Source organism: Rahnella sp. ATs2, assembly GCF_051851855.1.
In the GTDB taxonomy this organism is placed as follows: domain Bacteria; phylum Pseudomonadota; class Gammaproteobacteria; order Enterobacterales; family Enterobacteriaceae; genus Rahnella; species Rahnella variigena.
On sequence record NZ_JBLYPL010000002.1, the window covers coordinates 276244 to 300611 of the forward strand.

At 54.6% G+C, this 24368-nt stretch carries 25 protein-coding genes and 1 tRNA gene; 9 read left to right on the forward strand and 17 right to left on the reverse strand.

Annotated elements, in window-relative coordinates; all coding sequences use genetic code 11:
- Positions 1–16 precede the first annotated feature (16 nt).
- The 5 genes from ACJY2G_RS02975 to ACJY2G_RS02995 all read right to left on the reverse strand — a co-directional run bounded on the left by ACJY2G_RS02975 (position 17) and on the right by ACJY2G_RS02995 (position 4001).
- The gene (locus ACJY2G_RS02975) at positions 17–769 is read right to left on the reverse strand and encodes an amino acid ABC transporter ATP-binding protein (RefSeq protein WP_430320268.1); all 753 of its coding nucleotides are present in this window, start codon (positions 767–769) and stop codon (positions 17–19) included.
- Positions 769–1419 carry an amino acid ABC transporter permease gene (locus tag ACJY2G_RS02980; protein ID WP_430320387.1) on the reverse strand — a complete coding sequence of 217 codons (651 nt, stop codon included), beginning with the start codon at positions 1417–1419 and terminating at the stop codon, positions 769–771. The genes ACJY2G_RS02975 and ACJY2G_RS02980 overlap by 1 nt, the downstream gene beginning before the upstream one ends.
- Before the next feature lie 2 nt (positions 1420–1421).
- On the reverse strand, positions 1422–2087 hold the full coding sequence (locus ACJY2G_RS02985) for an amino acid ABC transporter permease (protein ID WP_430320267.1): 666 nt from the start codon (positions 2085–2087) through the stop codon (positions 1422–1424).
- A 24-nt stretch (positions 2088–2111) separates the two neighbouring features.
- Entirely contained in the window at positions 2112–2903 is a 792-nt protein-coding gene (locus tag ACJY2G_RS02990) for a transporter substrate-binding domain-containing protein (RefSeq protein ID WP_430320266.1), read from the reverse strand.
- A 258-nt stretch (positions 2904–3161) separates the two neighbouring features.
- Positions 3162–4001 (reverse strand): MurR/RpiR family transcriptional regulator, encoded by an 840-nt coding sequence (locus ACJY2G_RS02995; RefSeq protein WP_112290583.1) that lies wholly within the window; start codon positions 3999–4001, stop codon positions 3162–3164.
- Positions 4002–4200: 199 nt separating this feature from the next.
- Between ACJY2G_RS02995 and ACJY2G_RS03000 the strand changes: the two genes are divergently transcribed.
- From ACJY2G_RS03000 to hpxZ, 4 genes are read left to right on the forward strand one after another with little or no spacing between them, the layout of a single operon-like run.
- Positions 4201–5787 carry a gamma-glutamyltransferase family protein gene (locus tag ACJY2G_RS03000; protein ID WP_113877951.1) on the forward strand — a complete coding sequence of 529 codons (1587 nt, stop codon included), beginning with the start codon at positions 4201–4203 and terminating at the stop codon, positions 5785–5787.
- 36 nt (positions 5788–5823) lie between these two features.
- A complete protein-coding gene (hpxX, locus tag ACJY2G_RS03005) occupies positions 5824–6018 on the forward strand; it encodes an oxalurate catabolism protein HpxX (RefSeq protein WP_112290587.1) in 195 nt (64 codons plus the stop codon).
- Between the two features lie 14 nt (positions 6019–6032).
- Positions 6033–7436, forward strand: a complete 1404-nt coding sequence (locus ACJY2G_RS03010) for an AtzE family amidohydrolase (protein ID WP_430320264.1) — start codon at positions 6033–6035, stop codon at positions 7434–7436.
- Positions 7437–7488: 52 nt separating this feature from the next.
- Complete coding sequence (gene hpxZ / locus ACJY2G_RS03015; RefSeq protein WP_112290588.1) at positions 7489–7872, forward strand: oxalurate catabolism protein HpxZ; 384 nt, start codon at positions 7489–7491, stop codon at positions 7870–7872.
- A gap of 626 nt (positions 7873–8498) precedes the next feature.
- Here hpxZ and puuE read toward each other — a convergent pair.
- The 3 genes from puuE to ACJY2G_RS03030 are packed head-to-tail and all read right to left on the reverse strand — an operon-like array spanning position 8499 to position 10922.
- Positions 8499–9437, reverse strand: a complete 939-nt coding sequence (puuE, locus tag ACJY2G_RS03020) for an allantoinase PuuE (protein WP_430320263.1) — start codon at positions 9435–9437, stop codon at positions 8499–8501.
- Complete coding sequence (locus tag ACJY2G_RS03025; RefSeq protein WP_113877948.1) at positions 9430–10188, reverse strand: aspartate/glutamate racemase family protein; 759 nt, start codon at positions 10186–10188, stop codon at positions 9430–9432. The genes puuE and ACJY2G_RS03025 overlap by 8 nt, the downstream gene beginning before the upstream one ends.
- Positions 10188–10922: a GntR family transcriptional regulator gene (locus ACJY2G_RS03030; RefSeq protein ID WP_113877947.1), complete on the reverse strand. Its 735-nt coding sequence runs from the start codon at positions 10920–10922 to the stop codon at positions 10188–10190. Before ACJY2G_RS03030 ends, ACJY2G_RS03025 begins: the two co-directional genes overlap by 1 nt.
- 177 nt (positions 10923–11099) lie before the next feature.
- Here ACJY2G_RS03030 and ACJY2G_RS03035 point away from each other — a divergent pair, with 177 nt between their 5' ends.
- A complete protein-coding gene (locus ACJY2G_RS03035; protein ID WP_113877946.1) occupies positions 11100–12602 on the forward strand; it encodes an NCS1 family nucleobase:cation symporter-1 in 1503 nt (500 codons plus the stop codon).
- Between the two features lie 83 nt (positions 12603–12685).
- On the opposite strand, the gene ACJY2G_RS03040 is transcribed toward ACJY2G_RS03035, so the two are convergent.
- From ACJY2G_RS03040 to aguB, 4 genes are all read right to left on the reverse strand, one after another.
- Positions 12686–12762 (reverse strand) — tRNA-Asp (locus ACJY2G_RS03040).
- 139 nt (positions 12763–12901) lie between these two features.
- On the reverse strand, positions 12902–13639 hold the full coding sequence (dnaQ, locus tag ACJY2G_RS03045) for a DNA polymerase III subunit epsilon (protein ID WP_430320262.1): 738 nt from the start codon (positions 13637–13639) through the stop codon (positions 12902–12904).
- Positions 13640–13718: 79 nt separating this feature from the next.
- Positions 13719–14804 (reverse strand): agmatine deiminase, encoded by a 1086-nt coding sequence (gene aguA, locus ACJY2G_RS03050; protein ID WP_430320261.1) that lies wholly within the window; start codon positions 14802–14804, stop codon positions 13719–13721.
- Between the two features lie 3 nt (positions 14805–14807).
- Positions 14808–15692: an N-carbamoylputrescine amidase gene (gene aguB, locus ACJY2G_RS03055; RefSeq protein ID WP_112290795.1), complete on the reverse strand. Its 885-nt coding sequence runs from the start codon at positions 15690–15692 to the stop codon at positions 14808–14810.
- Between the two features lie 270 nt (positions 15693–15962).
- Between aguB and rnhA the strand changes: the two genes are divergently transcribed.
- Entirely contained in the window at positions 15963–16430 is a 468-nt protein-coding gene (gene rnhA / locus ACJY2G_RS03060; protein WP_056781594.1) for a ribonuclease HI, read from the forward strand.
- A 31-nt stretch (positions 16431–16461) separates the two neighbouring features.
- Here the strand turns inward: rnhA and ACJY2G_RS03065 are convergent, their stop codons facing one another.
- Entirely contained in the window at positions 16462–17187 is a 726-nt protein-coding gene (locus tag ACJY2G_RS03065; protein ID WP_112290797.1) for a class I SAM-dependent methyltransferase, read from the reverse strand.
- A gap of 43 nt (positions 17188–17230) precedes the next feature.
- Between ACJY2G_RS03065 and gloB the strand changes: the two genes are divergently transcribed.
- Complete coding sequence (gene gloB / locus ACJY2G_RS03070; RefSeq protein WP_120163219.1) at positions 17231–17986, forward strand: hydroxyacylglutathione hydrolase; 756 nt, start codon at positions 17231–17233, stop codon at positions 17984–17986.
- Between the two features lie 69 nt (positions 17987–18055).
- The gene (gene mltD / locus ACJY2G_RS03075; protein ID WP_113877942.1) at positions 18056–19441 is read left to right on the forward strand and encodes a murein transglycosylase D; all 1386 of its coding nucleotides are present in this window, start codon (positions 18056–18058) and stop codon (positions 19439–19441) included.
- Between the two features lie 117 nt (positions 19442–19558).
- Here the strand turns inward: mltD and ACJY2G_RS03080 are convergent, their stop codons facing one another.
- The gene (locus ACJY2G_RS03080) at positions 19559–20359 is read right to left on the reverse strand and encodes an endonuclease/exonuclease/phosphatase family protein (protein ID WP_112290801.1); all 801 of its coding nucleotides are present in this window, start codon (positions 20357–20359) and stop codon (positions 19559–19561) included.
- Positions 20360–20552: 193 nt separating this feature from the next.
- Positions 20553–21728, reverse strand: coding sequence for an MFS transporter (locus ACJY2G_RS03085; protein WP_430320260.1), 1176 nt, complete (start codon positions 21726–21728; stop codon positions 20553–20555).
- A 106-nt stretch (positions 21729–21834) separates the two neighbouring features.
- On the opposite strand from ACJY2G_RS03085, the gene yafC reads away from it, so the two are divergent.
- Entirely contained in the window at positions 21835–22731 is an 897-nt protein-coding gene (gene yafC, locus ACJY2G_RS03090; RefSeq protein ID WP_129639187.1) for a DNA-binding transcriptional regulator YafC, read from the forward strand.
- Between the two features lie 33 nt (positions 22732–22764).
- On the opposite strand, the gene dkgB is transcribed toward yafC, so the two are convergent.
- Together dkgB and ACJY2G_RS03100 are read right to left on the reverse strand one after the other, a co-directional pair.
- Entirely contained in the window at positions 22765–23568 is an 804-nt protein-coding gene (dkgB, locus tag ACJY2G_RS03095; RefSeq protein ID WP_430320259.1) for a 2,5-didehydrogluconate reductase DkgB, read from the reverse strand.
- A gap of 113 nt (positions 23569–23681) precedes the next feature.
- Positions 23682–24368: a 4'-phosphopantetheinyl transferase superfamily protein gene (locus tag ACJY2G_RS03100; RefSeq protein ID WP_430320258.1), complete on the reverse strand. Its 687-nt coding sequence runs from the start codon at positions 24366–24368 to the stop codon at positions 23682–23684.

Here is a 24368-nt window from a genome sequence, read left to right on the forward strand (position 1 = left end):
TTAATCCTTTACGATGTTAGCTTGCGGCAGCCTCAGTAAGGCCGCGTACGGATGCTATAAATTGTTTTAACTCCGGCGTTTGCGGATTGGCAAACAGCGCCCGGCTTTCGCCCTGTTCCCACACGGTGCCCTGATGCATAAACACCACGCGGTCGCCCACTTCGCGGGCAAAATTCATTTCGTGCGTCACCAGTACCAGCGTCATGCCTTCTTTCGCCAGTTGCTCGAGCACTTTCAATACTTCGCCGACTAATTCCGGATCCAGCGCCGAGGTGATTTCATCACACAGCAGCACTTTCGGGTTCATCGCCAGCGCACGGGCAATCGCCACACGTTGCTGCTGGCCGCCGGAAAGATTCGACGGGTAATAATCCATGCGATCCGCCAGCCCGACTTTCGCCAGCATCTGCGCGGCCAGTTCACTGCATTCGGCGGCGGACTTTTTCAGCACGCGCCGTGGCGCCAGCATGACGTTTTCCAGCGCGGTCATGTGCGGAAAAAGATTGAAGCTCTGAAACACCATACCGACCGAACGGCTGATGTCACGCGCCTGGGAATCGCGGTCAGTGATGGTCATGCCGCCCAGTTTGATGCTGCCTTCCTGATAGCCTTCCAGCCCGTTCATGCAGCGCAACAGCGTGCTTTTGCCTGAACCACTGCGGCCGATGATCGAAATCACTTCGCCGCTGTCGATATCCAGATCCACGCCTTTCAGCACGTGGTTCTGACCGTAATATTTCTGAACCTGATTGATGGTGATCAGTGGCATTACTGTTTCTCTCCACGCAATGATTTTTCTAAATGCTGACTGTAACGGGACAGCGGATAGCACATCAGGAAGTAGCCCAGCGCCACTAATCCAAACACTTTGAACGGCTCATACGTCACGTTGTTCAGCATGGTTCCGGCTTTGGTCAGTTCGACAAAACCGATAATCGACGCCAGCGCGGTGCCTTTCACCACCTGTACGGAAAACCCGACGGTCGGCGCAATGGCAATCCGCAGCGCCTGCGGAGTAATGACACGCCATAACGTCTGACCGAAATTCAGGCCGAGGCAGCGCGACGCTTCCCACTGGCCTTTCGGTAAAGCGGCAATACTGCCGCTCCAGATATCTACCAGATACGCGCTGGTATACAGCGTCAGCGCCAGCGCGGCAGCCGTCCACGGGCTGACGTTGATACCAAACAGGCCAAGCCCGAAGAAGGCCAGGAACAGCTGCATCAGCAGCGGCGTACCCTGAAACAGTTCAGAATACAGACGCACAAAACGCGTCGGCCAGCGGCGCCTGGTCAGGCGCATAAACAACAGCGGCAGAGTCACCAGCGTGCCGCCGATAAACGCGGTCAGCGACAACAGCAACGTCCAGCGCGCCGCCAGCAGGAGATTGCGCACAATGTCCCAGTCAGTGAAGGTCATCATCAGTTTTCACTCCCAAAGACACGGCGTCCGGCCAGCAGCAGCAACTGACGCATCGCCACCGACAACAGCAAATAGAACAACGTGGTGACCAGATACACTTCGAAACTGAGGAAGGTGCGTGACTGAATTAAGTTCGCAGCAAACGTCAGTTCCTCAAAAGACACCTGCGATACCACGGAAGATCCGAGCATCACGATAATGCACTGGCTGACCAGCGACGGATAAATGCGTTTCAGCGACGGCGGCAGCACAATGCGCAGGAACGTCTGACTGCGCGTTAGTCCCAGCACGCGTCCGGCTTCCCACTGGCCTTTCGGCGTCACCTGAATACCGGCGCGGATAATCTCGGTGCTGTACGCGCCGAGGTTAATCAGCATCGCCAGCAGCGCCGCTTCACCGGCGGTCATTTTCAGGCCAATGGCTGGCAGGCCAAATACAATGAAAAACAGCTGCACCACAAACGGCGTATTACGGATGGCTTCGACATAAATGCCCCAGACTGTCCGCAGAATTTTATGGTTGCCGCAGCGGATGGCCGCGCCGCAAACTCCTATCGCGACACCGCCAACCGTTGCCAGTACCGTCAGCTCAATGGTGGTCCATAATCCGGCCAGCAGTTCCGGCATATAAGGCCACAGCGCGCTAAAGTTAAGCTGATAGGTCATGAAAAATCTCCGTCAAAACCCTGCTCACGCGCCGATTGATGCCGGCAGCGGTGCCTTCATCCATTTTTCAGACAGCGTATTCAGTGTCTTGTCTTTGATGCCTTCGGCGATCAGTTCATTCACTTTGTCTTTCAGTGCCGGTTCGTCTTTACGCAGACCGACATAGCACGGCGAGTCTTTCAGCATCACTTTGGAAACCGGCGCTTTGGCCGGATTCATGCGGGCTACCGCCGCCACCACCAGGTTACCGGTGGCGATGTATTCCACCTGACCGGACAGGTAGGCCGACAGCGTGGTGTTGTTGTCTTCGTAACGCTGAATTTTGGCATCTTTCGGTGCCACATCGGTCAGCGCCAGATCTTCCACCGCGCCACGGGTCACGCCGATGGTTTTACCGGACAGTTCTTTCAGATCCGACAGTTTGTCACCCTGCGCACCAAACACGCCGAGGAAGAACGGTGCGTAAGCTTTGCTGAAGTCGATGACTTTTTCGCGCTCGGCGTTTTTGCCGAGGCTGGAAATCACCAGATCGACTTTATCCGTTTGCAGATAAGGCACGCGGTTGGCGCTGGTGACCGGCACCAGTTGCAACTTAAGTTTCATCTTATCGGCCAGATAATGCGCCATGTCGATGTCATAACCTTCCGGCTGCAAATCCTTGCTCACCGAACCAAACGGCGGGAAATCCTGCGGAACAGCCACGCGCAGCACGCCACGCTTCTGAATATCCTGCAACTGATCGGCCATAACATTCGATGCCTGAAGCACCAGCATTGCCGCACCTGCCCATGCCAACAACCGTTTGTTCATGTTCATAGATTATCTCCGGTGAAAAGTTTTTGGAACGATAGATTCTTATATTTAAAACTTTGCAACGAATGTGCCAAAAATGACCCGGCAGAAAAAATGTGCGCAAAGTCACGATATGACAAGGAATTAGCGACTCAGCGAAGTAAGCAGAGGGGATTTTTTTGCCCTAAATCAGGGCAAAAAGCGAGAAAGGTTGAAAACTCTGATGCACCGTAATTGTGCGAAAGCACCAGAAAAGCGCTGAGTTTGTCCCTGAATCGGGAATCAGCGCTGCTCCAGCTCATCCAGATCGTTATACAAATCGCTTATCTGATGAATGCGCTGACGGCCTGACGCGAGCATATCGTGCAACAACGCATTGCTGAGTAAATTCGCCAGGCTCATGGCAGATGAATAACTGTCGAACGCCGACACGCTGTCGAGCGGCGCGGCCAGATGCCAGGTGGCGAGCGGAATAAGTGTCTGCGCCTGCGGCTCGCAAATCAGTAAAACCGGCACATCAAGTGACTGTAATTGCGTGAGAATCGCCTTCGCCATGCGGGGACGACGACGGAAAGCAACGAAAATCACCACGTCCTGCGCGGTGAGATCCACCAGTTCTTCCGCCAGCGTTTGCCCCGGCTGCGGCATCATCATCACGCCAGCACGCACCTGAATCAGTTGCTGACGCAGGTGCAGCGCCACCGGATAACTGTTACGAAAACCCAGCAGACGTACCTGCCGCGCCTGACTCAGGGCGGTGATCAGCGCGCCAAACTGTGCGCCATCAATCTGATTAATCCACTGCGTCAGGTTAGCCATTTCCTGTTTATAGTGCCGTGATAACAAGGTGTTACCTTGCACCGCGTCACGGCTGTCGGTCAGCGGCATGCCACTCTGGCGCAGGGTGCGCATTTCATCGCGCATATCGCGATAACTCGGGTAACCAAGACGTTTAAACAGGCGGCTGACCGTGGCCTTCGACACGCCGCTGAGCCGCGCCAGCTCTGCGCTGTTGTAGCTCATCAGGTCATCAATGCTGGCAAAAATAAAGTCGGCCACCCGCTGTTCCTGCGGCGTGAGTTCTGCGTAATGGTCACGCAGACGTTCATCAATCTGTTTCATCTCCGTCCCTTTTGTAACCAATGTTTCAGTAAATCAGCGGAACATACCATGCACTATGCTTGCCAATGCAAGCTAAATTATGAGTGAAAGTCTGAAGGTTTTGCCGATGTGGAACACCTCTTGCTTAACTTAATCCCTGCACGCCCTCATCCCTGCATGCGCGGGCAACATAAAAAAAGCGTTTCAAAAAGGACATCGCATGATTAACAGTAACAGCGCACCGCTGGGCATGGCGGTTACACCTCATCATCTGGCGAGCCAGAGTGCGCTTGCGGTATTGCGTGAAGGCGGCAATGCCATCGAGGCAATGGTGGCGGCGGCCGCCACCATTGCCGTGGTCTATCCGCACATGAACGGACTGGGCGGCGACGGTTTCTGGCTGATTGTGCCCCCGCAGGGCAATCCGGTGGCGATCGACGCCAGCGGTGCCGCCGGTTCGCTGGCCTCTCTCGATTTCTACGCCGGTGAAACGCACATTCCGCACCGCGGCCCGAAAGCGGCGCTGACGGTCGCAGGCACCGTCGGCGGCTGGCAGGAAGCGCTGAATGTATCGGCTGAATTCGGCGGCGAGCAAAAACCGCTTTCGCGCCTGCTGCGTGACGCCATCCGTTACGCTGCGGACGGCATTCCGGTGACCGCCTCGCAGGAAGCCGCCACCCGCGCCAAGCAACATGAACTGAAAGATTTCCGCACCTTCGCCGATGTTTTTCTGCCTAACGGCGACGTGCCGCGCGCCGGGAACCGTTTCACCCAGCCGCAACTGGCGCAGACGTTATCGATGCTGTGCGAAGACGGGCTGAACAGTTTCTATCGCGGTGAACTGGCCGACAATATGGCCGCCGACATGGAAAAGCTCGGTATGCCGGTCACCCGCGCCGATCTTGCTGCTTACAAGCCGCAGCGCCGTGTGCCGCTGCGCCTCAAACACAGCAAAGGCGAAATCTACAACCTGACGCCACCGACGCAGGGGCTGGTTTCGCTGGCGATCCTCGGCCTGACTGACCGCCTGCCGCTGGAAACCATGGATGAAAGCGCGACGATCCACAGCATTGTCGAAGCCACCAAACTGGCGTTCGGCCTGCGCGACCGCTTTATCACTGATCCACGCATGATGACGCAGGACGCGCAGAGCCTGCTGGATCCGCAGTATCTCGATGCCCTCGCCACCCGCATCAAACCGCACAGCGCCGCCGACTGGGGCAAAGGTAAAGGTCCGGGCGATACCGTCTGGATGGGCGTGATGGACAGCAGCGGGCTGGCGGTATCATTTATCCAGAGTATTTATCACGAGTTCGGCAGTGGTGTAGTGCTGCCGGGCAGCGGCGTGTTGTGGCAAAACCGCGGCGCATCTTTCAGCCTCGATGCCAGCCATTTACTGGCGCTGGCACCGGGCAAGCAACCGTTTCATACCCTCAACCCCGCCGCCGCACGTTTATACGACGGGCGCACCATGGTTTACGGTTCGATGGGCGGCGACGGTCAGCCGCAAACCCAGGCCGCCGTGTTTATCCGCCATGTGGTGCAGGGTCAGTCTTTGCAGCAGGCGATCAGCGGTCCGCGCTGGCTGCTGGGGCGGACGTGGGGAGAAAGTTCGGATTCACTGAAACTGGAAGGCCGTTTCGCCTATCCGACGCAGGCCGGGCTGAGACAGCGCGGTCACGACGTCGAACTGTTGCCGGATTTCAGCGAAGCCGTCGGCCACGCCGGTGCGATTGTCCGCCATACCAACGGCATGTTTGAAGGTGCCTCCGACCCGCGCAGCAACGGCAGCGCCGCCGGATTTTGATCAGAGTTCGCTCATGAGAATTGATAAGGAAGCAGCATGAAAAATACCCCCGCAGCGACCGACTGGGCCGCTTATATCCGCCAGATGGAAAGCGTGCTGGCGCTGGAACTCGACGACACCCGTCGTCAGGAATTGCTGGTGCAGTTCAGCCGTATCGCGCAAATGGCACAACCGCTGATGGATTTACCGCTCGATTCGCGACTGGAAATTGCCGGGGTGTACAGAGCATGAAGAGTGTATCGCGCATGAAATCGTTTGATAGCTTTACCATCAGTCAGTTACATCAGGCGATGGCGCAGGGCGAAATCTCAGCGACAGAAATTGCGACGTCCACGCTGGACGCCATTGAACAGGCTAATCCGGTCATCAACGCGTATACGCATATCACCCGCGAACGTATGTTACGTGAAGCAGCAAAAGTGGATAAAACCCGCGCAAGCGGTGCCGCACTTGCGCCTCTGGCAGGCATCCCTTATGCGGTGAAAAACTTGCTGGATGTGGCCGGTGAAGTAACGCTGGCAGGCGCAAGCCTCAACAGCAGCAACGCTGCCGCACGCCACGATGCGTGGACGGTTTCACGCCTCGCAGCACAAGGCGCGATGCTTTCCGGCATGCTGAATATGGATGCTTACGCTTACGGCTTCACCACTGAAAACAGCCATTACGGTGCCACCCGTAATCCACGGGATCTGGCGCGTGTCGCCGGAGGATCTTCCGGCGGTTCCGCCGCCGCCGTGGCTGCTGGACTGGTGCATTTCACACTCGGCAGCGACACCAACGGCTCGATCCGCGTGCCGGCCTCATTGAGCGGTATTCTCGGCCTGAAGCCGACCTTCGGACGAATTTCACGTCGCGGCAGCCAGCCGTTTGTCGCCAGCCTCGATCATATCGGCCCGATGGCGCGATGCAGCGAAGATCTTTCGCAGGTCTATGACGCGATTCAGGGCACGGATCCGCAAGATCACTTCCAGGCAGATAAGCCCGTTACCGCGACGTTTTCGCAGCTCGGACGCGGCCAGCAGGGGTTGCGCACTGCGGTGCTGGGCGGATATTTTTCTACCTGGTGCGACGACCACGCCAAAGCAGCGGTGCGTCAGATTGCGCAGGCTCTGGAAGCGCAGGAAGAAGTCGTGATGCCGCAGGCCGAAATGGCGCGTTCAGCGGCGTTTATCATCAGTGCTTCTGAAGGCGGTAATCAGTATTTGCCAAAACTGCGCAGCATTCCGGAGCAGTTTGAGCCATTATCCCGCGAGCGTTTACTGGCCGGTGCGATGATCCCGGCGGCGTGGTACGTCCAGGCACAGCGTTTTCGTCAGCATTTTCAGGAACAAATCTTGCCCCTGTTCGATCACTGGGACATTCTGATCGCCCCTGCCACGCCATGCCCGGCAACACTGATTGGTCAGGACACAATCAGAATTAACGGTCAGGATCTGCCAACCCGTGCCAATATGGGCATGCTGACGCAGCCGATTTCGTTCCTCGGTTTACCGGTGGTCACGGTGCCGGTCACGACATCAACCGGTCTGCCGATTGGATTACAACTGATTGCGCCGCCGTGGCGCGAAGACCTGTGCCTGCGCGCTGCACGGGCGCTGGAATTACAGGGAATAGTGAACGTCAGCAGTTCTCCGGTGATGCCTGCGTAAAAACCTGCATCTCCGTTTTCCAGGGTGAAGTAAAAGAGTAAAGAGACGAATCATGAAAACTGAACATATCGACCGCCCGGCGATCCTTGCCGAAATGAATGCGGCGTTTTATCGCTATGAACAGGCGCTGATCACCAACGATACCGCCGTCCTCGACGAACTGTTCTGGCACGATCCGCGTACCGTGCGCTACGGTGCGGGCGAAAATCTTTACGGCATCGAAGCCATCCGCGCGTTCCGCTCAGCGCGTTCCTCACAAGGTTTAAACCGGGATCTGGTCAACACCACCATCACCACATTTGGCGATGACATGGCAGTGGCCAGCACGGAGTTTCGCCGTGAAGGCACCGACAAAATCGGGCGTCAGCAGCAGACGTGGGTGAAGATGGCGAGTGGATGGAAGATTGTGGCAGCCCATGTGAGTCTGATGGTTTGACCGAACCAATGGGCGGTTCAGCTTTGGAAAGCTGAGGAAACTGTTCTTTTCCAGGAATGGACGGTGACAATTTCGGTTCCCACCGAGGGGAAATCTGAACGGTGATAATTTCGGTTTCTCAATAACAGCGATCACTTATCGCGCTGCGCCGAAACCGCCCAAAAGGGGCCAGGACGGGCCCCTCTTGGATCTCCCACGTCTTTTAACTGCATGCTATCGCTCGCTGGCTATGTTTCAGCAACCACCGTGACAGGCTGGAAATCTTGCCGCTACGCGGTTCCCTCTCTCGGTCCTGAAGCCTCAGGTCTTCAGGACGCTCCGTTCAGCAAGATTTCTGAATCGCCCGCACCATCTTAAAATTAACGGCAGACTGTTTTTCATCTTTTAGAAAAGTGGATTGGCGTGCTCAAAATTCAGCTGAACGGAGCGGCTTCAAGACCTATGGCTTGAAGACCGAGAGAAGGTAGTGCGAAGCACCTGGATTTTCGCCACCCACTGAAGCAACAGAACATGTCCGTCGTGCCCGCGACAGCGCGCAGTGAAAAAGCGCGGGAGTCCAGAGGGCGCGCGCTTACGCGTCCTCTGGGCCAGTTTGGGCGGCGAGCCCAAGGTTTTGAATTTCGGGATTAAACACCGAAATGTTTAACCCAATGGTCGGCAATATCCTGCCGCTTACAAACCCATACGCGATCATGCGATTCGACGTAATCGAGAAACCGCTGTAAAGCGCGAAATCTCCCCGGGCGACCGAGGATCCGACAATGCATCCCGATCGACATCATTTTCGGCGATGTTTCGCCCTCTTCATACAACACGTCAAACGTGTCTTTCAGATAGGTATAAAACTGCTCGCCGGTATTGAACCCCTGCGGGGAGGCAAACCGCATGTCGTTGGTTTCCAGCGTGTATGGGATCACCAGATGCTGTTTCGTTTCGCCATTTTCCAGTTTCACCGTCGTCCAGAACGGCAGGTCATCACCGTAATAATCGCTGTCATACTGGAATCCGCCAGACTCCGCGACCAGCTGGCGGGTGTTCGGGCTGTCGCGGCCTGTGTACCAGCCGGACGGCGCTTTGCCGAACAGGTCGCGCAGCACGGTGATGGCTTTTTGCATGTGCTCCGACTCTTCGGCTTTGCTCATGTTCTGATAGTGGATCCAGCGCCAGCCGTGGCTGACAACGTCGTAATCCGCCGCTTTAATCGCGCTGACAATTTCCGGATTGCGTGCCAGCGCCATCGCTACACCGAAAACGGTCAGCGGTAAGCCGCGTTTCTGAAACTCATTGTGGATGCGCCAGAAACCCGCACGGGATCCGTATTCGTACAGCGAATCCATCGACATATGGCGGTCGGGAAAACTGGCTGCGCCGATGATGTCAGACAGGAATTGCTCGGAACCGGCATCGCCATGTAAAACGTTATTTTCAGCACCCTCTTCGTAATTGAGAACAAACTGCACCGCAATGCGGGCGTTGCCCGGCCAGTTGGCGTGTGGCGGACGTCCGGCGTAACCGATCAGGTCACGCGGATAAGCATCAGTCAAACCGTACTCAAAATCAGACATAGTGTTCTCTCAGATTCAGTCCGGCAAAACGACCAGACAAAGGTTTTTCCAGCGGATAATCCAGATCACCGTGTTTACTGGTCGTCAGGCGTAAAGACGCCAGTGACTCGACCATTTTGACCGCCGCGCTGACGCCGTCGATCACCGGTATATTCAGCTCGAGCGTCAGTTCCTGCGCCAGATCGGCCATTCCGCCGCAACCGAGCACAATCGCCCCGCTGCCGTCGGATTTTTTCGCCGCGATACATTGCTCGCGCACCTTCTGCTGCGCCAGACCGCTGCCGTCTTCCAGTGATAACACCGGTAAATCGATGGCGTGTAAGGCGGCACAATGGCGTTCGAATCCGTACTGATGCAGCAAATGCCGGGCAATGGTCAGCGTGCGCGGCAAGGTCGTGACGACAGAGAATCGCGTCGCCACCATTGTCGCCAGATGCATCGCCGCTTCGGCAATGCCGACAACCGGCGCACGCGCCAGTTCACGGGCGGCCAGTAATCCCGGATCACCGAAACAGGCAATAATGTGCCCGCCGACACCCGCATCCCGTCCGGCTTTTATCTGCTGCAATACGCCGAGCGTGGCAATCGCTTCATCGAAATGCCCTTCAATAGACGGCGCGCCTTCTTCCGGGCAAACGGCCAAAATTTGTGTCTCCGGCGCCGCCACCGAGCGGGCGGTTTGCGCCATCACGTCGGTCATCGCCAGACTGGTATTGGGATTGATCAGTTGTATACAAAGTGGATTGGCCATCAGTCTGAGTCCTTTTCTGTGACCGGCATCCGGGCCGCAAAAATCTGCGCGAAATCAGGCGTCGGCCCTTTGTTTTGCTCAAAGCGCAAGCTGGCGACGATGCTGTCAAAATGCTGCGCCATGCTGCCGGACAACGCCACGGTGTCGCGTTTTTTCAGCAGTTCCAGCAGATCGTCATGATCATGACAACGGCATCCTTGCTGCCACGGCGCGCCCCAGGCAGCGATCGCCAGTGAAGATCGCAATGTGAGCTGAGAGACGGATTCGGTCAGGACTTTATTGCCGGAAATGGCCTGAAGCTGGACGTGAAAAGCGGCTGACAGACGGATTGCCGCCGCGCCGTCGCGCTCGTCATGGGCACGCTTTTCTTCCTGCACCAGCTTCTTCAGTGCGACCAGATGGGTCGACTGACAACGGGCAATAACCTGCGGCAAGTTGGCGCATTCAAGAATTTTACGGGTAGCGAAAACATCGCGCGCTTCTGCGGCATCCGGCGCGGTTACATGCGCACCACGTTTGGGCAATATCGTCACCAGTTGCACTGCGGCAAGGCGCTGTAACACCCGACGGATACCCGTGCGGCTGACCGAGAACACTTCCGCCAGTGCTTCTTCGGGTAATTTACTGCCGGGTAAAAGCTGGTGCTCAACAATAGACCTCACTAGCGCGTTGTAAATGTGGTCGTCCTTATCCTCGGTAAAATAGGCCGTATTCAGCCCGCTCCAACTGGTCATTGCTGTTACTCCGTATACCGTTCTGTGTATTTATCGTATACCTGAAATAGATTTTTTGTATACAAGAAGTGAAGTTTGGCCTGATTCATGCAGTGTTCCCGTGACTGCTTTTTAACTTTGGGCAGCCGGTCACCGGCTTCCGACTTTCACATGTTGTTTATGACAGGAGCACGATTTATGCCAAATCAGGAAATCACCTCCGCAACGGCGTCTTCCGAACAGGGTGCCGGGATCATCAAGCCTTATTACAGCCCGCGGCTGTGCAATGATGATTTAGCACCGACCCGTGACCAGAACTGGAGCTGGTACAACATATTTTCTTTCTGGATGTCCGACGTACACAGCATGGGCGGTTATGTGGTCGCCGCCAGTTTCTTCACCCTCGGCCTGACCAGCTGGCAGGTGCTGCTGTGTTTGCTGTGCGGGATTTGTATCGTGCAGATTTGTGCCAACCTGGTGGCGAAGCCAAGCCAGCAGGCGGGTGTGCCCTACGCGGTGATTTGCCGTCAGGCATTTGGTGTATTCGGGGCGAATATTCCGGCGGTGATCCGCGGGCTGATCGCTTTCGCGTGGTACGGTATTCAGACCTATCTGGCGGCCAGCGCGTTAATGCTGGTGCTGCTAAAATTCTTCCCTTCCCTGACGCCGCTGACCGTGCCGCACTGGCTGGGCCTTTCTGCCCTCGGCTGGATTTGTTTCGGCATTATGTGGGTATTGCAGGCGATGGTGTTCTGGCACGGAATGAGCGCGATTAAGCGCTTTATCGATGTGGCGGGTCCGGCGGTGTATGTCGTTATGCTGATGCTGGCGGGCTGGATTTTGTATAAAACCGGGCTGAGTAATATCTCCTTTACGTTATCCACCAAAACCCTGACGGTCGGTCAGCAAGGCTGGGAAATGTTAACCGCCACGGCGCTGGTGGTATCTTATTTCTCCGGTCCGCTGCTGAACTTTGGTGACTTCTCCCGCTACGGTAAAAGCATGAGCGAAATCCGTCGCGGTAACCGCTGGGGTCTGCCGTTTAACTTCCTGCTGTTCTCGATTGTGACCGTAGTTATCGTCTCAGGGACACAATCGTTGTTCGGGCAGATGATCACCGATCCTATCGAAACCGTCAGCCGTGTGGGTAACAGCGTTGCCGTGGCGCTTGGTCTGCTGACCATGATCATCGCCACCATCGGTATCAATATCGTGGCGAACTTCGTGTCACCGGCGTTCGACTTCTCTAACTGTTCACCGCAGAAAATCAGTTTCCGTACCGGCGGGATGATCGCCGCGGTCGGTTCTGTGCTGCTGACGCCGTGGAACCTGTTCCAGTCACCGGAAATTATCCACTACACGCTGGACGTGCTGGGGTCATTTATCGGGCCATTGTTCGGGATTTTGCTGGCGGATTATTATCTGATCAAACGCGGTCATATGGACGTCGATGCGCTGTTTAACGCCACGCCTTCCGGCCGTTACTGGTATCGCAACGGGTTTAACCCGAAAGCGATTGCAGCCCTGGTACCCGCAGTGGTGATTGGTCTGGTGATAAGCTTTACGCCCGACCTGCATCAGGTGGCGAACTTCAGCTGGTTTATTGGTGCATTCCTGGCAGGCGGTTTCTATCGTTACATCGCCCGCCATGATCGTGCGACCAGCGGCGCAATGGGCTATATGAAAATCGAAGCGGAATAACAGACTGATACAAGGAAGGAAACAGCCAGGATGGCTGAAACGACGAAGCCCTGAGTGATTTCTCACTCAGGGCTTCTGAATAGTGGCGGAACGGACGGGGCTCGAACCCGCGACCCCCTGCGTGACAGGCAGGTATTCTAACCAACTGAACTACCGCTCCGCGTTTTGTTCTGGTTAAGAACGGAGCGGATATTAAGGAATGCCCGCCCTTACGTCAATGCTTTTCCTGATATTTTCAATCAACCGCACAGTTTTTCCGCAGGCTGGATATTTTCAATCCAAAAGTCAGGAAAAGCAGCTTAAGAACGCCACAAACAACTGCCGCCCTTTTTCACCACCAGATCCAATCTTTCTTCGTGCCACGCCAGTTCCTGCTCATTCGCCGCAATCACTTTTAACCCGGACGCCGGACGCGCCACGCGCTGGATCCCGAGCCCGTCAGCGCCGGTATTTTGCTCGCCTTCGTGGGTGAATTTAATGCTGGTCTGGCCGCCGGTCATCATCAGATAAACTTCGGCAAGAATTTCGGAGTCAAGCAATGCGCCGTGCAGCGTACGTTTGCTGTTGTCGATCAGGTAACGATCGCTGAGGGCATCGAGGTTATTACGCTTGCCGGGAAACAGCTTACGCGCCATCGCCAGGCTGTCGGTTATTTTACAGAACGTCTCGGTTTTCGGCAGATTACGGCCGAGCATGTCGAACTCGTAATCCATAAAGCCGATGTCGAACGTTGCGTTATGAATGACTAATTCGCTGCCACGAATGTACTCGACAAAGTCGTCAGCCACCTCGGCGAAAGTCGGTTTATCAGCGAGGAATTCGTCACTGATGCCGTGAACGCCGAAGGCTTCCGGATCCACCAGACGATCGGGTTTGAGATAAACATGGAAATTGCGCCCCGTCAGACGACGGTTAACCACTTCAACAGCACCGATTTCGATAATCCGGTGCCCTTCGTAATGGACGCCGAGTTTATTCATACCGGTGGTTTCGGTATCGAGAACGACGATCCTGTTAGATGTGTTTTGTAAATCCATGGGTCATTTTCCAACGCTGACAGTCAATGGCAGAAACAGTCTGCCCGGCACGCACAGAGACACGGCCGGGCACTTTGTCTTACGCGGGGATTTGCTGCGTAATGCAGTGGATGTTACCACCACCCAGAAGAATTTCACGGGCCGGAATACCAGTGATTTTATAATCCGGATACATTTGCGCAAACATTGCTTCAGCCAGCTTATCGGTTCTCGCATCGAGCAGCGGGAAAATGATGTGGTTATTGCTGATCAGGTAATTGACGTAAGACGCTGCCAGACGGTTGCCTTCCACACGCTCAATCGCCGTGCCCGGCAATACGCCAATCGTCTCTTCTGCGGTGGCGTGCATCACAGGAGGCGAAGGCATTTTCCAGATTTTCAGGCTGCGCCCTTTGGCATCTTTCGAAGCTTCCAGCACTTTTAACGCTGCGGCAGAACGCGCGTGCTGCGGGTCCTGCTCGTCGTCAGTCCAGTGCAAAGCGACTTCACCCGGACGCACGAAGCAGCACATATTGTCGATGTGTCCGTCGGTTTCGTCGTTAAATACGCCCTCTTCCAGCCAGATGAATTGCTTCACGCCGAGGTATTTCTGCAACTGCGCTTCAATGTCAGCTTTGGAAAGATCAGGGTTACGGTTCGGATTGAGCAGGCATTCTGCGGTGGTCAGCAAGGTGCCTTCGCCGTCCACATGAATGGAGCCCCCTTCCAGCACCAGATCCGTCGACACATAAGGAATGTGCTGATAGTTCGCTACCTGACGGGCAACCAGCTGGTCACGCTCCCAGCTCGAATACAGACCGCCGTTGAAGCCGCCCCAGGCGTTGAATGTCCAGTCGATAGCCAGACGCTCGCCTTGCGGATTGACCACAATGGTCGGGCCGGTATCACGCATCCAGGCGTCGTCGCTTTCCATTTCCACCAGCGTAATCTGCGCTGGCATCACTTCGCGTGCGTTGGCCATTTCCGCTGCCGGAACCGCCATAAATACCGGCGTTTTTGTCGCAATCGCTGCCGCCACATTGGCGAAAGCCAGCTGTGCCGGACGCCCGTTCGAGCGCCAGTTATCGGTGCGGTAAGGCCAGATCATCCAGACAGCCTGCTGCGATGCCCATTCAGCGGGCATCGCAAAACCTTCAGCTTGAGGATTGATATCAATAGAAGACATCAGTTATTTCCTTGTTGAACCGTCGGATGTCGCGATTGCGCCATACATTTCAGGACGGCGGTCGCGGAACAGACCCCACGATGCGCGCTGTGCAGCAATAGCATCGAGATCAAAGGTATGAACCAGCACGGCTTCTTCCGTTTTGTTGGCCTGTTCAACCAGCGCACCGGTTTGATCAGCAATGAAGGAAGAACCGTAGAAGGTCATTTCATAATCAGGAATGAATTTGCTTTTTTCCGTGCCGATACGGTTAGAGGCGATCACCGGCACCAGGTTAGCCGCAGCGTGACCCTGCTGAACGCGGGTCCAGTGTGGCTGGCTGTCGATTTCCGGATACGCCGGTTCTGAACCGATCGCCGTCGGATAGAAGATGATTTCTGCGCCCTGCAATGCCAGGCAACGTGCGGTTTCCGGGAACCATTGATCCCAGCAAATGCCCACGCCGATTTTCGCATAACGGGTATTCCACACTTTGAAGCCAGTGTCGCCCGGAATGAAGAATTGTTTTTCCTGATAGGCCGGGCCGTTCGGAATGTGAGTTTTGCGGTAAACGTCCAGCACACTGCCGTCAGCATCAATCATGACCAGCGAGTTGTAATAGGCGTTATTGCACTTTTCAAAGAAGCTCAGAGGCAGTACCACTTCCAGTTCTTTCGCCAGCGCAGAGAAATGGCGGATCAGCGGGCTGTTGTCCAGCTCCTGTGCCAGGCTGTAATGCTCAGGGCTCTGATCAATACAGAAGTAAGGCGCAGCAAAAAGTTCCTGAATAAGAATAACTTGTGCGCCTTTAGAATGAGCCTGGCGAACCAGTTTCTCAGCGTTAACAATATTCTTTTCCAGATCCCAGCTGCAGCTCATTTGTGTTGCAGAAACCGTAACATTTCTCATTAGACATCCTTAAAGCATTGGAAAATTGGCAGTGAAAAAACCATGAAAGTCGGAACTCACTCAGAGTTTTGAACTGGCACTCTGCAGTTTCCTATTATATTGCAAAAGACAGCGCTCTCCAGCCAAAAGAGTCATTACTGATGGCCAAACCTGTTACAAAGCCTCCTCAGCGCCCGCTTTCAGACAGTTACACCCCAAGATATTGCTGTGCCCGGCACGGCGGTTTATGTCAGACTTGGTTTTTACTTTTGATGACAGAGCCTGCCAGATATGACCAAACAGGTAGAAATTTTCACCGACGGCTCCTGCCTGGGTAATCCCGGCCCCGGCGGTTTCGGCGCGATTTTACGCTATAAGCAACACGAAAAAGAGTTCAGCGCGGGTTTTCGTCTCACCACCAATAACCGCATGGAAATGATGGCGGCGATTGTGGCGCTTGAAGCATTGAGCACGCCCTGCGAAGTGACGCTGAGCACCGACAGCCAGTATGTGCGCCAGGGCATTACCACCTGGATCCACAACTGGAAAAAACGTGGCTGGAAAACAGCAGACAAAAAACCGGTGAAAAACGTCGATTTATGGAAACGTCTCGACGCCGCGATCCAGACGCATCAGCTGAACTGGATGTGGGTCAAAGGCCACGCCGGGCACCCTGAGAATGAGCGGTGCGACGTGCTGGCGAAAGAAGCGGCGGGGAATCCGACGCTGGAAGATGTGGGTTATCAGGCTGAGAATTAAACGGCTGCGCGTTGGTCATTCTCTTCTCAACTCAATCCCGATGTTCTTCCCGGTAACTCTTGGTCGCACCTACGGCCTGCGGTATTTTTTGTTTCTGTGCGAGGACTTTTTTCGCGGTCGGTGTCAGCGGGAAAGTCCTTTTGCGGGCAATGATCAGCGTCATACATCCCAGCGCAGGAAGATGCGTACTCAGTAATTTTCCGCCATTCTTTTTCCACGGCAGCACGTGAAAACGCCGGTGAACCATCACTTCATAATTGAGCAAAGACAGCCAGTCGAGCAGACGCATCTGGGTAAATAAACGGCTGCTGTAAGGCTGGCGTTTACGAAACACCGGCATCAGTTTGCCGATACCTAAAAGACTGAGCGGATTAAAGCTGCTGAGCACCATCCAGCCGTCATCAATCAGCACGCGATCCACTTCACGCAGTATGCGGTGCGGGTCATCCGCGTAAGCCAGCGTATGGCTGAGCAGGCAGGCATCCACCGATTTTGCCGCAAACGGTAAATAGTAAGGATCGCCCTGAACATGCAGCCCCTCGCCTTCCGGTGCGAAGTTCACCTGATGCGAGATCGGACAGGCCTGAGCATCGATTTCGGCACTTAATGCGCCGATTTTCAGCAGGTGGAACCCGTAAAGTTTGCCCCACCAGGGTTGCAGTTGTTGCTCAAGCGCGGCACGGTAGTAGTCGCCGCATGGGATATCTTCCCATGAAGCCGGTGCAACTATTTTCTTACGGGCGCGGGCTGGTCGCATAGTTTGTTATCTTCTTTCAAGCAGTTGCCAAAGAGAGGTTGCCATGAATCTTATCAGTATTCCTGCCTTGCAGGACAATTACATTTGGATGCTCGATGACCAGCAAGGGCATTGCCTGATTGTCGATCCCGGTGAAGCAGCGCCGGTTTTAGCCGCGCTGAAAAAGGATAATTTAACCCCGACGGCTATCCTCCTGACGCATCATCATCACGACCATGTTGGGGGTGTTGATGAGATTTGCAGCCATTTTCCGGGTCTGAAAGTGTACGGACCTCACGAAACTGAGAACAAATTTAGTCAGATTAGTCTTAAAAACGGCGATAAATTGGTAATTGGCGGTCTGGAATGGCAGATCTTTGCTACGCCCGGGCACACTCTTGGTCACATTTCATACTATAGCGCACCTTATCTTTTCTGCGGAGACACGATGTTTTCCGCCGGATGTGGCCGTTTGTTCGAAGGGACGCCGGAGCAAATGTACCAGTCGTTTCAACGCTTAGCAGCCCTGCCTGATGAAACATTAGTCTGCGCCGCACATGAGTACACTCTCTCAAATCTTAAGTTTGCGCGCTCCATTTTACCGCAGGATCATGATATTCATTCTCATGAGCACAAAGTGCAACAAATGCGTGAAAAGGGACAATCTTCCCTGCCTTCTACCCTCGGTCTTGAGCGTAAAATTAACCTCTTTTTACGTTGCGATGATGTTGATTTACAAAACAAATTAAACCTTAACGGTTCCTTAAAGCCTGACTGGCAGGTTTTCGCACAATTAAGGGCACTGAAAGACACCTTTTAGCCCCAAAGGTTGTGTTTTTTTTCGAAGCAAAGTATTATCGCTCGTCTTTTAAGCAACTATGACACACACATGAAGGCAAACGCGATCCTAATAATCGCCTCCATGTTGCTCACAGGTTGCCAGGCGTCCAGGCAGGGCGTGAAGGTACCGGAACAACATGCACAGAGTTTGTCTTCAGCAAGTCAAAGTGAAGCAGGACAGTACACAGATGATGGCCGTGCGGCCTCTGGGGGATGGTTGGATGGAAACGACACCGTCTCCCAACAAAATTTGTGGAACTTCATAGGCGACGAGCTGAAGATGAAGGTTCCGGATAATCCCCGGATCCGCGAACAAAGAGTTAAATATTTAAAGAATAAGAGCTATCTCCACGATGTAACATTACGGGCAGAGCCGTACATGTACTGGATCACCGAGCAGATTAAAAAACGTAATATGCCGATGGAACTGGTACTGCTACCCATAGTGGAGAGCGCTTTTGACCCTAAAGCAACCTCATCAGCTAACGCTGCAGGGTTGTGGCAGATTGTGCCTCAAACGGGTCGAAACTATGGTTTGAAACAAAACCAGTGGTATGACGGTCGCCGCGATGTTGTGGCTTCGACAACTGCTGCGCTTGATATGATGCAACGCCTGAACAAGATGTTTGGTGGCGACTGGTTACTGACCGTTGCTGCGTATAACAGTGGTGAAGGCCGCGTAATGCAAGCGGTGAAAGCGAACAAAGCTAAGGGTCGTTCGACTGACTTCTGGGCGCTGGCGCTTCCACGTGAAACATCGATTTATGTGCCGAAGATGTTAGCCCTGAGCGACATTCTCAAGCACAGTAAAAAATACGGTATTAGTCTGCCGAAACCGAGTGAAGACCGTGCCCTGGCGCGTGTTGAAGTTGGACAGCAGATGCAACTGACCCAGGCGGCGGAGATGGCGGGCATGTCCCTGACCAAGCTCAAGTCGTTTAACACTGGCTACAAGAAAAATGTAACCGCGCCGAATGGCCCGCATTACATCGTTCTGCCGAAGGCGCATGCCGACCAGTTAAAAGATTCACTGGCTGATGGCGATATTGCCGCAGTACAGGAAACCAAACTGGCCAGCAACAGTCCGTCAGGTGCAAAACAGTACAAGGTTCGCTCCGGCGACAGCTTGTCTGGCATTGCAGCCCGGCTGAATGTGAAGACCCGTGATTTACAGCGTTGGAACAATTTGCGCTCAGCAGGCGCGTTAAAAGTTGGGCAAACACTGCAGGTGGCGGATAACAGCGTCAGCGATACCAGTGCCAATGGCGGCAGCATCACTTATCAGGTGCGTAAGGGCGATTCATTGTCGAGCATTGCCAAGCGTCACGGCGTCAACATCAAAGATGTGATGCGCTGGAACACTAATGCCGACAACCTGCAGCCGGGCAACAAGTTAACGTTGTTCGTCAGCAACAAGATGAGTCCTGATACCTGATTCGTAACGGTACCGGCAATAAAAAAGCACCCTGAATATTCCGGGTGCTTTTTTTATATCTGCTTTTTTTGACTGTGTGCTTTTGAGCCGCATTCTTTTGATCGACAAAAAAAAGCACTACAACGCCAGCGGTTTACTTGCCATAAACTCAACCCGCAACGGGTTGTGGTCTGAAGCCCGCGTTTCCATCACCGACGCACTGGTGACGCTCAGGTCACGGTAAAAGATGAAATCCAGCGGCCTGCCGAACGCCCGCTTACGGTAGTCAGAAGGAAAACGCACTTCCTCCAGATGGATATTCCCCGCAAAGCCATACAGCGCGTTAATACGCTGTTTGCTCCAGGCGTTGAAATCCCCCGCCATAATCACTGGCCCTTTATGGTTAGCAATCTGCTCACCAATCGGGTCGAGCTGTTTGCTGTAGACGTCGATACCGATGCTGAAATTGACGGCATGAATATTCACCACCATCAGCAAACGGCCATCCAGAAGCGGATAGACAGTCACTAATGCCGATTTAGACAGCCTCAGAAGCGGCTCACGCTCACGCAGCGGGCAACAATAAACCGGATGCGCCGCAGAGAGTGTCATCACGCCAGAGGGGTGCTGAGGCAGCATAAACGCCGGCACCTGATCGGCAGCCAGATAGTTGGATGTGGCAAAGCGGATCAGTTCGGGCGTCGTCTGCGCCTCCTGAAGTAACACCAGTTGCGCATCTTTGCCGTAATCGCGCAGAACTGACAACCAGTCAGCCCGCTGCTGTTTAAAGATATTCCACACCATGACGCGCAGAATATTCGAGTTGGGTAGCGCAGCACCCGGCGGCAAATCCGGCCCTAAATGTGCGAGGGCACCCGGAAAGATTTGCTCAGCGGGCTGACCTGCGACATACCTCATTGCATATGTTTTTTTCCGCACGCTAATCGCCTGTTTACCCGTTGTATCGTTGCTATATGAGAGAGATTCCCACAGCGAAAGTTCAGTATACGCCCGCAGGCGCTCAGGCCAAATCTGTTTACATTGGTATACAACCTGGTCACATCTACAGGCTAGCACAAAAACGAAAACGGCCCGCCGAAGCGAGCCGTGAAGACACAGAATGCAGGATAAATCAGGCCAGCGCCGCTTTCGGCTTGCGGTCGAGATGCCCGCTCAGACGGATAAGTAACAGCGCGCCCGCGACGATCACCGCGCCAATCCACGGCGTTTGCGCCAGACCAATTGTGGAAACCACCTGCCCGCCAATCACCGAACCTAAAGCGATACCGACGTTAAATGCTGCGATGTTCAGACCAGACGCCACATCGACCGCATTCGGCGTCACCTCTTCAGCTTTCTGCACCACGTAAACCTGCAATCCGGGTACGTTGCCGAAGGCGAAAATTCCCATCACCAGCAGCGTGATTAACGCCGGAATACCGAAACCTGAAGTGAACTGGAAAATCAGCAACAGCGCGGCAAGTGCGGCAAAAATAATCGTCAGCGCTTTAACGGCTCCATGGCGGTCAGCCAGTTTGCCGCCCCAGATATTGCCGATGGCAACCGACACGCCATACGCCAGCAGGATCCAGCTGACCATACTGGCGGAGAAACCGGCCTGTTCCTGCATCATCGGCGCAAGAAACGTGAACGTGGTGAATACGCCGCCGTAACCCAGTGCGGTGATGGCGTAAATCAGTAACAGACGCGGGTTCATCAGTACTTTGATCTGATCAGAAATGCGCGCTGCCGGTTTGTTTTTGATGTTATTCGGCACCAGGATCGCGCTGGCAATAATGGCAACGACACCAATCAGCGACACCGCGAGGAAAGTTTCACGCCAGCCGAAATGCTGACCGATAAATGTCCCGAGCGGCACACCCGTCACCAGCGCCACGGTCAGACCACCAAACATCAGCGCGATGGCAGAAGCCGCTTTTTCTTTCGACACCAGACTGGTGGCAATGGTCGAGCCAATAGAGAAGAACACACCATGCGCCAGGCCGGTCAGCAGGCGCGCCATCACCAGCGTGCTGTAATTCGGTGACTGCCACGCCAGCAGGTTACCCAGCGTGAACAGCACCATCAGGCCAATCAGCAACGTTTTGCGCGGTACGCGGCCCGTCATTGCGGTCAGAACCGGTGCGCCAATCGCCACGCCGAGTGCGTAAATGGACACCAGCAAACCGGCGGACGGGACTGAAACGCCCAGTTGCTGTGCGATGGTCGGCACCAGGCCGACGATAACAAACTCTGTTGTTCCTATAGCGTACGCGCTGATGGTCAGTGCTAATAGTGCAAGCGGCATAACCTTTACTCCACATAAATATCGATTTGATGGCGGCTATTATCGGCTTGTGCTTAAATGACAGAAATAACCAAAATATCAATTTATTTATGCTGGAGTAACAACAATGCGAGCCAGTTCTGAAGAGTTGATTACCTTTGTCACGGTGGTGGAAAGCGGCAGTTTCAGCCGCGCGGCAGAACAGCTGGGACAGGATAATTCCGTGGTCAGCCGGACGTTGAAACGTCTTGAGCAAAAACTGGGCATCACCCTGCTCAACCGCACCACGCGTCAGATCAGCCTGACGCACGAAGGCGAGCGCTATTTCGTCCGCGTACAGAAGATCCTGCATGAAATGGCGGCAGCCGAAGACGATTTGCTGGAGAACCGCGACGATCCGCAGGGGGTTTTACGCATCGATGCAGCGACGCCGGTTATTTTGCACATCATTTCGCCGCTGGTGGCAGAATTCACCGAACGATTCCCGAAGATGTCGCTCGCGCTTTTTTCTTCCGAGAGCAATATCAATCTGATCGACCATAAAGTGGATGTGGCGATCCGCGTCGGTGAGCTGGAAGATTCCAGCCTGCGGGCGCGCAAGCTGATGCTCAGCTATCGCAGCGTGCTGGCGTCGCCGGATTACCTGAAAAAATGGGGAACGCCGCAAAGCGCTGATGATCTGCTGAAACACCGATGTCTGGGTTTTAACGAAGTGGTGGCGCTGAACAAATGGCCACTGCTGTGCGCGGACGGCCAGCAGCTGACGGTCACACCGTTTATCAGCTCAGGAAGCGGTGAGACACTGCGCAGATTGTGTTTACAGGGCAACGGCATTGCCTGTCTGTCGGATTTTATGACCGATGAGGATGTTGCACGGGGAGATCTGGTGAAACTGCTGGTACCGGATACCCTGCGTATCGCCATGCCATTCCACGCGGTGTATTACAGCGATCAGACGGTCAGCACAAGGATCCGATGTTTTATTGATTTTCTGAGTGAAAAGCTGGGAACACGCGGGAGCTGAATATCCCCCTTCGCAGGGGGAAGCGTGTAAGGATCAATCCCACTTTGGCGCCAGACCTTCAGGGCTGACCAGACGGCCGTTGCGTTCCAGCACAGCGATCTGCTGCATGTCGTTATCTGTCAGCGTCAGGTTTTGCGCCAGCAGATTACTTTGCAGGTTTTCGCGTTTGGTCGATGACGGAATAACCGCGTAACCCAGCTGCAATGCCCAGGCCAGCACGACCTGCGCAGGCGTCGCAAGATGGCGGCCGGCAATCTCAATAATCGTCGCGTCTTTCAGCGCGTCACCGTAGGCCAGCGTCATATAAGACGTTACGGCAATACTGTTCTGACGAGCGAAATCGACCACGGTCTGGTTTTGCAGGAACGGAGACAGTTCGATCTGGTTAGTCGCAATCTGATCCGCGCCCACGGCGTCGATCGCTTCCTGCATCAGCGCGACAGTAAAGTTGGAAATACCGATTTCGCGGGTCAGGCCCATTTTCTTCGCTTCCACCAGTGCGTGCATCGTTTCTGCCACGCTGACGGCCTGGTCCGGAGACGGCCAGTGGATCAGCGTCAGATCGACATAATCTGTTTTCAGTTTACGCAGGCTCTCTTTCAGGCTGTCGATGACCTTGTCAGCCGCCAGGTTTTCAATCCAGATTTTGGTGGTGATGTAGAGTTCTTCGCGCGCGACGCCGCTCTCAGCCAGCGCATCGCCGACGGCGGCTTCGTTGTCATAAATCTGTGCGGTATCAATGGCGCGATAACCCAGTTCCACGGCGGTGGCAACAGACGCTTTGACGACGTCATCTTTCAGGCGGAATGTGCCCAAACCGAAGGCAGGAATGCTCATAGTGTTCTCTCTTTTAATTTTTCAGGGTGATAAATCTTGGAGAGAGTATGAACTGCACGTTCATGGATAAAAACGACCGCTTTGCCAGAAGACTTTTGATTTGAACGCAATAATCAGCAGGAGGAAAATTGCGACCATGGCCGGGAGGCCAGTGGGATAAAATCGCCGGAAACCGCGTTAAAAGCATATTCTTCAAGTTCTGAAACACCCGCAGGCAGCGCCAGCGCCCGCATCTCAGAACCATCGGCTAAATACCATAACTGAGTGTCCGTGGCGGGTTCAGACGTAAAAGACCTGAAGGCCGGATCGAGGCGGATCCGGTCCATCTGCCACACGCTGCCGCCCTGCTGTTTCAGCCACGCTTCACGCAGACACCACAGTTGCCAGAACGCCATTTGCGGTTCCGCCTGTTCCATCAGCCACTGAAACTCGGTGTCACTGAATGCTTCGCGGGCGACGTCATGATAACGACGCCGCGGACGCATTTGCTCCACATCGCCTCCGGCTTCACCCGCCTGACATAGCAGCAGTTGCAGATGATTTTTGCTGTGGCTGAGAGAAAAATGCGGCAGGGATACATCGGCAAAAAAGGGTTTTCCCTGCGCAGAAAACTGCAGTTCCGGCAACGTCTCACCACCGCAGAAAACGGACAGTGCTTTGGCCAGCAGCGCCCTGCCCGCACGCCATTGCTGGCGGCGGGCGGGGTTCATTGCGGCACTTTTGGCCATCATGTCTGCGGACAAGCGGGACAACGAAAAAGGGTCATCCAGCGATGCAGTGATGAGACGCGCAGAGTTCAT

What these genes read in the sequence shown, in the direction of transcription:
- ACJY2G_RS02990 (WP_430320266.1), bottom strand. Translation starts at nt 2,903, where the DNA reads ATGAACATGAACAAACGGTTGTTGGCATGGGCAGGTGCGGCAATGCTG.
- hpxZ (WP_112290588.1), top strand. Translation starts at nt 7,489, where the DNA reads ATGAAAACTGAACATATCGACCGCCCGGCGATCCTTGCCGAAATGAAT.
- ACJY2G_RS02995 (WP_112290583.1), bottom strand. Translation starts at nt 4,001, where the DNA reads ATGAAACAGATTGATGAACGTCTGCGTGACCATTACGCAGAACTCACG.
- ACJY2G_RS03085 (WP_430320260.1), bottom strand. Translation starts at nt 21,728, where the DNA reads ATGCCGCTTGCACTATTAGCACTGACCATCAGCGCGTACGCTATAGGA.
- ACJY2G_RS02985 (WP_430320267.1), bottom strand. Translation starts at nt 2,087, where the DNA reads ATGACCTATCAGCTTAACTTTAGCGCGCTGTGGCCTTATATGCCGGAA.
- puuE (WP_430320263.1), bottom strand. Translation starts at nt 9,437, where the DNA reads ATGTCTGATTTTGAGTACGGTTTGACTGATGCTTATCCGCGTGACCTG.
- ACJY2G_RS03100 (WP_430320258.1), bottom strand. Translation starts at nt 24,368, where the DNA reads ATGAACTCTGCGCGTCTCATCACTGCATCGCTGGATGACCCTTTTTCG.
- ACJY2G_RS03010 (WP_430320264.1), top strand. Translation starts at nt 6,033, where the DNA reads ATGAAATCGTTTGATAGCTTTACCATCAGTCAGTTACATCAGGCGATG.
- ACJY2G_RS03035 (WP_113877946.1), top strand. Translation starts at nt 11,100, where the DNA reads ATGCCAAATCAGGAAATCACCTCCGCAACGGCGTCTTCCGAACAGGGT.
- aguA (WP_430320261.1), bottom strand. Translation starts at nt 14,804, where the DNA reads ATGTCTTCTATTGATATCAATCCTCAAGCTGAAGGTTTTGCGATGCCC.
- yafC (WP_129639187.1), top strand. Translation starts at nt 21,835, where the DNA reads ATGCGAGCCAGTTCTGAAGAGTTGATTACCTTTGTCACGGTGGTGGAA.
- gloB (WP_120163219.1), top strand. Translation starts at nt 17,231, where the DNA reads ATGAATCTTATCAGTATTCCTGCCTTGCAGGACAATTACATTTGGATG.
- ACJY2G_RS03065 (WP_112290797.1), bottom strand. Translation starts at nt 17,187, where the DNA reads ATGCGACCAGCCCGCGCCCGTAAGAAAATAGTTGCACCGGCTTCATGG.
- hpxX (WP_112290587.1), top strand. Translation starts at nt 5,824, where the DNA reads ATGAAAAATACCCCCGCAGCGACCGACTGGGCCGCTTATATCCGCCAG.
- ACJY2G_RS03000 (WP_113877951.1), top strand. Translation starts at nt 4,201, where the DNA reads ATGATTAACAGTAACAGCGCACCGCTGGGCATGGCGGTTACACCTCAT.
- ACJY2G_RS02980 (WP_430320387.1), bottom strand. Translation starts at nt 1,419, where the DNA reads ATGACCTTCACTGACTGGGACATTGTGCGCAATCTCCTGCTGGCGGCG.
- rnhA (WP_056781594.1), top strand. Translation starts at nt 15,963, where the DNA reads ATGACCAAACAGGTAGAAATTTTCACCGACGGCTCCTGCCTGGGTAAT.
- ACJY2G_RS02975 (WP_430320268.1), bottom strand. Translation starts at nt 769, where the DNA reads ATGCCACTGATCACCATCAATCAGGTTCAGAAATATTACGGTCAGAAC.
- dnaQ (WP_430320262.1), bottom strand. Translation starts at nt 13,639, where the DNA reads ATGGATTTACAAAACACATCTAACAGGATCGTCGTTCTCGATACCGAA.
- ACJY2G_RS03030 (WP_113877947.1), bottom strand. Translation starts at nt 10,922, where the DNA reads ATGACCAGTTGGAGCGGGCTGAATACGGCCTATTTTACCGAGGATAAG.
- mltD (WP_113877942.1), top strand. Translation starts at nt 18,056, where the DNA reads ATGAAGGCAAACGCGATCCTAATAATCGCCTCCATGTTGCTCACAGGT.
- ACJY2G_RS03025 (WP_113877948.1), bottom strand. Translation starts at nt 10,188, where the DNA reads ATGGCCAATCCACTTTGTATACAACTGATCAATCCCAATACCAGTCTG.
- dkgB (WP_430320259.1), bottom strand. Translation starts at nt 23,568, where the DNA reads ATGAGCATTCCTGCCTTCGGTTTGGGCACATTCCGCCTGAAAGATGAC.
- aguB (WP_112290795.1), bottom strand. Translation starts at nt 15,692, where the DNA reads ATGAGAAATGTTACGGTTTCTGCAACACAAATGAGCTGCAGCTGGGAT.